This is a genomic window from Aquiflexum sp. (assembly GCF_041751335.1).
Taxonomy (GTDB): Bacteria; Bacteroidota; Bacteroidia; order Cytophagales; family Cyclobacteriaceae; genus Aquiflexum.
Map to the genome: position 1 here is coordinate 1 of NZ_JBGSXS010000019.1, position 8,240 is coordinate 8,240.

At 41.0% G+C, this 8,240-nt stretch carries 8 protein-coding genes; all 8 read right to left on the reverse strand.

The window, feature by feature from the left end; translation table 11 throughout:
* Window positions 1–92: 92 nt before the first annotated feature.
* Window positions 93–1,310 carry a hypothetical protein gene (locus ACEW8U_RS00890; protein ID WP_373520145.1) on the reverse strand — a complete coding sequence of 406 codons (1,218 nt, stop codon included), beginning with the start codon at window positions 1,308–1,310 and terminating at the stop codon, window positions 93–95.
* 366 nt (window positions 1,311–1,676) lie between these two features.
* Window positions 1,677–2,012, reverse strand: coding sequence for a putative toxin-antitoxin system toxin component, PIN family (locus ACEW8U_RS00895; protein ID WP_373520152.1), 336 nt, complete (start codon window positions 2,010–2,012; stop codon window positions 1,677–1,679).
* Between the two features lie 60 nt (window positions 2,013–2,072).
* Window positions 2,073–2,300, reverse strand: a complete 228-nt coding sequence (locus tag ACEW8U_RS00900) for a hypothetical protein (protein WP_373520146.1) — start codon at window positions 2,298–2,300, stop codon at window positions 2,073–2,075.
* Between the two features lie 223 nt (window positions 2,301–2,523).
* Window positions 2,524–4,215, reverse strand: a complete 1,692-nt coding sequence (locus ACEW8U_RS00905; protein ID WP_373520147.1) for a hypothetical protein — start codon at window positions 4,213–4,215, stop codon at window positions 2,524–2,526.
* Between the two features lie 4 nt (window positions 4,216–4,219).
* On the reverse strand, window positions 4,220–5,191 hold the full coding sequence (locus ACEW8U_RS00910) for a FecR family protein (protein WP_373520148.1): 972 nt from the start codon (window positions 5,189–5,191) through the stop codon (window positions 4,220–4,222).
* Window positions 5,188–5,790 carry an RNA polymerase sigma-70 factor gene (locus ACEW8U_RS00915; RefSeq protein ID WP_373520149.1) on the reverse strand — a complete coding sequence of 201 codons (603 nt, stop codon included), beginning with the start codon at window positions 5,788–5,790 and terminating at the stop codon, window positions 5,188–5,190. The genes ACEW8U_RS00910 and ACEW8U_RS00915 overlap by 4 nt, the downstream gene beginning before the upstream one ends.
* 713 nt (window positions 5,791–6,503) lie before the next feature.
* Complete coding sequence (gene fucP, locus ACEW8U_RS00920; protein WP_373520150.1) at window positions 6,504–7,808, reverse strand: L-fucose:H+ symporter permease; 1,305 nt, start codon at window positions 7,806–7,808, stop codon at window positions 6,504–6,506.
* Window positions 7,809–8,046: 238 nt separating this feature from the next.
* A partial coding sequence (locus tag ACEW8U_RS00925) for an SDR family oxidoreductase (RefSeq protein WP_373520151.1) occupies window positions 8,047–8,240 on the reverse strand: 194 nt, incomplete at its 5' end.

Consider the following 8,240-nt stretch of genomic DNA (forward strand, 5'->3'; position numbering starts at 1 on the left):
AAGGCCAAAAGTTTAACTTGTGGTTTCATAATGTTGGTTTTGGTTTATAAAAGGGAGGGTATTTGATATTGTTTTGGGAGATGACGTGTTGATTAGAAAAACCGGAATCCTGCCCTGAATCCCCACCAAAGCTGACTGGCGATATCCTCAGGATGGGATTTTTCACGTTGGATTTGGGGTTGATAAAAAGTAAACAGATCAGGATGCCCTGTAAATGAGGTCTCATAAACCCTGAAATTCAAGGTAGGTCCTGCAAAAAGGGACATTTTCTTGGCTACCTGAAAATCAGCCCCTACAAATAACCTGTTGACCAGGTTGATTGCTTCCACCTTACCGTTGTTCAGCTGCTCAGAGCTTGCCTCGATATTGATGAAAAGGTTTTTCCCTAATCGGGGAGAGGTTCCTACTCCATATCCAAATGCCCAAGTAACCTCACTACTTATTTCTGGTCTCATTCCTGCAAAGAGGATATTGTAAAATTCCCGTTTGCCTGTTCGGAGGGCCAAGTTTAAGGGAAGGACTTCATTGAAGCTAAGTTCAACGGTGTGGTAGCCGGTGCGTACAAAACTGATCAGTCCCACGGGAACTCCGCTCATGCTATCCGCAAAGTTGATCAGCCCTAGCTGGAATCCATGGACTTTTGTAGCATAGTTGAAAGGGGAGATTTGGGTGCCTTTTACATTTTTTGCTGCAAAGTTGGCCAACCCTGACAATTGGGTACCATCGAGTTCTTCCGCTGTGAAGTTCAGCAAACCTGAAAGTTGGACACCTTTCACTTTTTTGGGAGAAAAATTCATCAGACCTGCCAATTGAACCCCATCCACAGTTCCCATGGTGATGTTGGTCAATCCTGCCAATTGGACTCCTTTTACATCTTGGAGATTGGAGTTGAACAGTCCTGCAAGCTGTACCCCATCGACTCTACCACCGACTTGGTTGAACAGTCCTGCCAATTGTACCCCGGTCATGTCACCCCGGTTGATATTGAACAGACCTGCCATTTCAAAAGCCCTAGTACCTGCTGAGTATCCTCCCAAGAGATTAAAGGAAACATCATTGATCGTATTGCCTGAGTAAATACCATTGGTACCTACGAAGGGTACAAAGGAAAATTGGATGGCAATCGATGTGGTATCGGCATCATTCAATTTGAAAGGATGAAAATTTGGATTTCGTTGTTTGAGGAAAGAAACTCGGATTGGTTCTTTTGCCAAGCTGTCTTTTTCAAGAACCGGTTGGGATGCACTTGTCTCTATCGAAAAGAGACTTAAACAAGCGGCAACTGCGAAGATTTTGCTTATTGTATTCATGGTTTTGGTTTGGTTTCAAATCCATGACAAGCGAAAGTTATTTTACCCCTATGTGGGACGGGAAATTTTTTGAATTATCCACTTTTTTTGAATTACTCAATAAATGCCTTTAGGCATGAACGATGTAATAGCCATTGGTTTCAACCAGTGGTTCTAAAAAGGATCACCATCCCTAAAGTCCCATAGGGACGAACGATATTGAAGTCAGGTGCTCAAGATAGGTCGTGCCGATGGCATTTTTCCGAAGCTGGGGGCGTTCCATATCCATGGGTTGAAACACATGTTTATTTTTTGGATCATTCCTTCGGAGTTGAAAAAATCTCAAACTTTGAGACTAATCACTTAACTGGGTTAAAGTTCTAATCTCTAAATCGGATTGATATCCCAGTATTCCCTAGGTGTTAATATTCTTGTATACTCAAATTCAGTTAAAGAAAAATCTAGCGTATTTCCGGTGACTAGATAATCTGCTGAACTCACAGCAGCCAATTCCAAAAATTTATTATCATTGAGATCCGTAAGTATTTCAATCTTTCTATCCGTCTTATAGTAAGTTGATATCTCACGTAATTTGTTCAATACTATTTCTGCTTTGGCTTTAAAATTGGTGTAAGTGGCAAATTTTTCTCTGTCCAAAACTTCTATGTATTCAGCAAATATTTCGTCTGAAAGACATGTTTCTACTTTTTGTGTAAGACCAATTCATAGAGGATTTTGGTTGGAATTGAATTTGAAATCAGGGCAGAAACGATGACATTGGTGTCAAGAATGAGCTTTTGCATCCCTGACAGCTTTTATTTCAGCATCGATTTCCTCCAAAGTCATTTTGGAGAGTCCAATTTGTTCAGCTATTTCATTACATTCCAAGAGTGATTGTCGAGCGTATTCACTGCTTATCTTTTTTACCAAGTCGCTAAACTTGATTTCCTCATTTCCCAAATCATATTTTTTGATGTCGGAATCGCTTACTTTCAATTGTATGGTTTTCATAACTTTATTTCTTTCAAGAGACAGAATGTGATAACCTTAATAACGCCAGTTAAAATACAATAAATTCCTATTACAATAAAATTCTGAAAATGTTTGCGGTATTCAAATATAAGAAAGAGGTTAGCTTTCAGATTTAATTGGAGTCAATTTAATCTGTAAACATGGTATGTTGAGGAAAGACTGCCTTACTTAGTAAGATTCAAAAATCAAATACTTTCACCCCTCAAAAAAACCTCAAACCCGCCCTTCCCCCAATCCATAACTGTGAGGAAATGTTGTTGGTGGGTAAGGAGTTTTCATTTCGGATAGGAGGGTTGGAATAGGTAAACAAATCCGGATGTCGGGTAAATGAACTGTCATAAACCCTCCAATTGAGACTTGGTCCGAGATATATGCCAAAACCTTTTACGATTTGGTACTCTAATCCGACGTAAGCCTTGTTGACCAGATTGAGCGCTTCCACATTTCCCTTAATCAATTGGGAAGAACTGACTTCAAGGTTCAGGAATAACTTTTTCCCCAATCTTGGTGACGTACCAACTCCATATCCAAAAGCCCAAGTGGTGGAATCGGCCATCTCAGGCCTGACTCCTGCAAAAATCATATTGTAGAATGACCGTGTCCCCGTCTTTAGGGAAATATTGATGGGCAATACCTCATCAGCCCCAACTTCCACTTGATGGTAGCCTTTTCGGACAAAGCTTATCAATCCTATCGGTACCCCTTTGATGCTGTCCGCATAATTGATCAGCCCGATTTGGGTGCCCCTGATATTTCTGCCCACATTCAGCAAACCGGAGATTTGGGTTCCTTCCAGATTTCTGTGGGAATAATTTGCAAGTCCTGCCATTTGAACGCCTTCGACTTCTTTGGTTGCGATGTTCAACAAGCCTGCCATTTGGACACCATTTACATTTCCTGTAGTGAAATTGATCAGGCCGGCCATTTGGACGGCTTCAACATTTCCCAAAGAACCATTTGCTAATCCCGCCACTTGAACCCCTTTTACGGACCCACCAACCTGATTGAAAAGGCCGGCCATTTGTACAAATTGGACATTTCCCTTGTTTAGGTTGAACCAACCGCCCAATTCCAATTTGTTGGTACCACCTGAAAAACCGCCCAAAATATTAAGAGAATAATCATTGACCACATTCCCGGAGAGTTTTCTGTTAGTGCCAACAAAAGGGAGGAGGGACATCTGAAAATTGCGATGAATGGTATCACTGACATTTTCCAAATTGGTGAACCCAACGGAATTTTTGGTCCAAAACCAGAAATCCTTCATGGGTTTGGCAACTGCCTTCCCGACTTCCCCAAAATCCACTTCACTGGTTTTTAGAAGGATTTTTTGAAATGGATTTTTTTTATTCTTTACTACCAAGGTGTCTGAATAGTCTTTTTTATTGATCACCAATTTGATTTCGTCCAAAGATGGATTTTTAACTGTCAGTTCAAAAAAACCGAATTCATCAGTATTGGAAGATTTTAAGGTGATTGGGTCATAAACCGTCACATTTCGAATCCCTTTTCCGGTGTTTTCATCTACTACATATCCGCTCACTACTACTTCATTGTTTGGGGAGGGTTTGGGGCTTAAGATAACATAGACACCTTTTTGTTTGATTTCCACTTCACCGGTAAACACGTTTTCCAAAACCTCCCTCAAAGGCTGATTGGAAAAAACACCAGAAACGTTCTTGGTAACATCTATTGCGGATGGACTGTAAGAAAATATACATCCGGCTTCTTGGGATAATCGCTTTAGAAACTGATCCAGTCTTTCATTGTTGGCTGTGATATTGATTTTCTTTTCCAAAATAAGTAGGTCTTGGGCAATGACAGGAACCATAATCGAAACAACTAAAATCAAAGCCAAGGGCATCCAAAGCCATTTGGTTAAAATATTTTTCAAAAAATCAAAAACATCCATCACCATTGATCTGGATTAAATTTCCCTCATCGATTACTTCCAAACCCAAGGTTTCAGAGATGACGGAAAGGACGGTTTCCAAATCCTCATATTCAAATGAAACGGTTAGCCGACAGTTAGCAATATTCCCCTCCAAAATAATTCTTCTGCCATAGACTGATTCCAAAGATGCAACAACCTGCCCCAATTCCTCTTCTTGGAATGTCAGCATCCTAGTTTTAAATGCAGCCACATTTGGATTTGCAATAGCTTTGGAGAATGTACCTGTAGATCGGTCATAGCTTCCTTTTTCCCCGACTTGAAGAATAATCCCTTCCTTGTTTTCGGAATAAAAACGGACTATTCCTTCCTGCACGGTGACTTCAACCACAGGACTATTAGGATGTGCACTGACGTGGAAAACTGTCCCTATATCTTCGATCAACAATTCGCCTGTCCTTACTGTCCAATTCACTTTATTGTCTTCTGGTATACTTATCAAGGCTTCCCCGCTTAAGTGAATGGTTCCGGTATTTTTTCGTGCATGGTAATCCACCCGGATTTCAGATTGTTGGTTGAGGGTGATTTCGGTTTGATCCGGCATTACATGTGTCTGAACCTGTTTTTCACTCAGGTATTGAAATTCCTGTTGAGGTGTTACCAGGATGTAAAAAATGTAGGAGATACCTAAAAGCAGTACAAAGCTTGCTGCAATTTTCCAAACTGGGGATAAAGTGCGGGTTTTACTTTTTTCAGGGTTGATTTTTCTTTTGACTTTTGTCCAGGCGATTTCAGTGTCAAAGTCATGCTTATCTGGCAATTGGGTTTTTTCCAAAATCCATTGGGCATCATCTAGGTATTTTTGGTTTTCCGGAGAAATGGCACACCATTCCATCAGCTCGTTGGCTTCCATTTCCGAAGCTTCTCCAACGAGGAATTTCCCGATCAATTCTTCAATATGTTCTGATTCCGGATTCATGGTTCCAACAGGCGACCCATCAGGATTATGATAAATGGTAAATAATCTTTTAATTTTATGCGCATCAGCTTGAGGGCTTTCCCCATTTGGTTTTCCACTGTTTTGATGGAAATGCGTAGCTGATCGGCGATCTCTTGGTATTTGAGTTCTTCAAATCGGCTCATTTTGAAAATGAGGCGACATTGTTCAGGCAATGACTGTAAGGCTTCATGGATTTTAGTTTCCAATTCGGTTTTAATCGTCAGGTGGTCAGACGGCTCGCTGAATTTTTCACCTTCCGCGATCAAAGCATTCGCATACTGTAAGCGGACCTTTTGTCTTTTGACTTCATTTAGACAGGCATTTCTTACAGATCGGTAGAGATAGGCTTTCAATGAAGAATCAACATGTATGTTTTTCCGCTTTTCCCAAAATCCAATAAATGTGGCTTGCACCACTTCCTCAGCATCATCCCGGTCAGAAAGGTAAGCTGTTGCATAGCGGCAAAGGGCAGGGTAATGGGTTTTGAACAGCATCTCAAATGTAGAAACATCTCCTTGTTGAATGGCAGAAAAAACCTTTTGATCCGTAGCCTGCATGTGAAAACTGTAAATTTCCACACAAGATATGATTTTGGTTTCTCTTTATAAAGAAAACCGAGAAGGTGATTACCCCTATCAAGAGATTAAAAATATCTGAGGATCTTATAAAGTTAAGCCAATGTGAGTGTCGCACTCATGTCAATGGGAATCCGTCAAATTGAAACCCACAACCCCAAGGTGATTGTCTTTAATCACATTATTCTGGCTGGACAATGATTTTGTTAAAAATGAAATGAAAAGAAGCTTCATTCTGAAAGAACGTTCTAAAACTTCCTACTTTCTACTTCTTACTATAACTATGTGCTCTCTGATTCTATGTGGTATTAAAACCGAACCATCTTCTCTGCCAAAAGAGATTTCGCGAAATACTAAGGGGGAGGCTTTCACTTCGTATTTGACATGGTGTTAGATTGAAGTGAAGAGAAGCTTCTTTCAGTATGATTTTACATTTTTATTTTGACTAAAGCCGCATTCCTATTGATTCCGGCTATACCAAGATGTTAATTCCATTTTTGAAATACTATAAATGTTGGGGACTCAGAATGATGGCACCCTACTCCGCCTGTATCCTTTATAATTTATCCTACATCCCTTCCGCAGGAGATTCTTCACTTCGCATTTAGCTCTATGTCAAAACTAAAGGGAAATTTAGCTCCGTTCAGAATGACGCCACCGAAACCGTCCAACTTCTTAACTTCCCACTTCCAAACTTCCTAACTTCCCACTTCAAATCATCTCCTCCAAGCAAATACCCCAACCACCACAAAACATAGTAAAGGCAATACAAATGAAAAATTGACCTCGGGAACTCCCAAGATCCTGATATCATCATAGCCAGGACCACCAAAATCCAATATCACTCCCTGTAGCGTAGGCATAATGGCACCACCAACTATCGCCATCACTAGAAATGCTGCTCCGTATTTCCCGTCTTCACCTAAACCTTCCAGGGCAATTCCATAAATGGTCGGAAACATTAGGGACATGGCAAGAGAAATACCGACTAGGGAATAAAGACCTAACATACCTTGGATAAATACTGCTCCCAAAGTGAAGCATATAGCTAACACGGAAAAATAAAGCAATAACCTGGCAGGGGAGAAGAAACGGAACAGAAATGTACAAATCCACCTTCCTACCAAAAACAAAATCAAAGCTGAATAGGCATAATTGACCGCAGAGGCATTGTCAATCCCCAAAGTGTCGGCATATTGATAGATATAGGTCCAGACCATGATTTGGGCTCCCACATAAAACATTTGGGCAATTACTCCTTCTACAAATTGGGGCTTTATTGCCAAGCGTTTCATGGAAGGCCAAAAATCAATGTTGCCACTTTTGGATTTGTTTTCCGGCATTTTTACCATAAAAATTACCACAGCCAATGCAATTACGACAAGCCCTAACATCACATAAGGGTTTCTGATGACCAATAGATCATTCGTTCGGATGATTGCTTTGGAGGTTTCTTCTAGGGTAGGGTAGATCAAATTTCCTATCGCATCGACATTATTCGATTGCAGTGCATTAAGGATATATTCCTTGGCGACAAACAAGCCTGCCAATGCCCCCATGGGATTGAAGGCCTGGGCAAAGTTCAAACGTTGTGTGGCGGTCTCTTCAGACCCCATGGAAAGCACATAAGGATTGGCAGTAGTTTCCAAAAAAGCCAATCCAAAAGTCAGGATATACAAAGCCATCAAAAAGAAGAAATAGCTTTCCCAAGCAGCTGCAGGATAAAACAGCAATGCTCCAAATGCATACAATCCCAAACCAATCAAAACCCCGACCTTGTAACTGTATTTTTTGATAAATATCGCCGCAGGCAATGCCATAGTGAAATATCCCCCATAAAACGCCATCTGTACCAAAGAAGCCTGCACATTGTTCAATTCCAATACCCGTTTAAATGCCGCGACCATCGGATTGGTGATGTCATTGGCAAAACCCCAAAGCGCAAAAAGGGAGGTGATTAGGATAAAGGGTAAGAGTAGGGTCCGGGGAATGAGGGGGGAGGTTGATGGGTTTGAGGTCATGGGTTTGGATGTCGTGTTATCAGCTAATCAAGTTTCCTGGTTTTGGAGTTGTCGTCCTTTGTCTTTTCGATCGTAGAAGCTTGTCCTCCGAGGCGGAAGAAATCTAAAGCCCTAAGAGGACATAGACTTCTCTCCCGTACTGTTGTCGGGATCGAAGTGACAAGGCAAAGTTTATTGGTGATTTTGAATGTAGTTTTTGCTTCTCACGTCTCACATCTCACATCTCAAGTCTCCCTTCTCACAACGCCCTATCCAAATGAGTATACCCTCCATCAACAAAGATATGCTGCCCCGTAGTGTGGGAAGAGCGGTCGGAGAGAAGGAAAACAACGGTATCGGCGATTTCTTTTGCAGTGGTCATCCTGTTTTCAAATGGTATTCTTTGTTCAATTTCTTTCAATTTCAGGTTTGGGTTTTCGAAAGTTTCCAGCC

Excerpts from the sequence above, each read along its gene's own strand:
- ACEW8U_RS00910 (WP_373520148.1), bottom strand. The coding sequence starts at position 5,191 with ATGAATCCGGAATCAGAACATATTGAAGAATTGATCGGGAAATTCCTC.
- ACEW8U_RS00900 (WP_373520146.1), bottom strand. The coding sequence starts at position 2,300 with ATGAAAACCATACAATTGAAAGTAAGCGATTCCGACATCAAAAAATAT.
- fucP (WP_373520150.1), bottom strand. The coding sequence starts at position 7,808 with ATGACCTCAAACCCATCAACCTCCCCCCTCATTCCCCGGACCCTACTC.
- ACEW8U_RS00890 (WP_373520145.1), bottom strand. The coding sequence starts at position 1,310 with ATGAATACAATAAGCAAAATCTTCGCAGTTGCCGCTTGTTTAAGTCTC.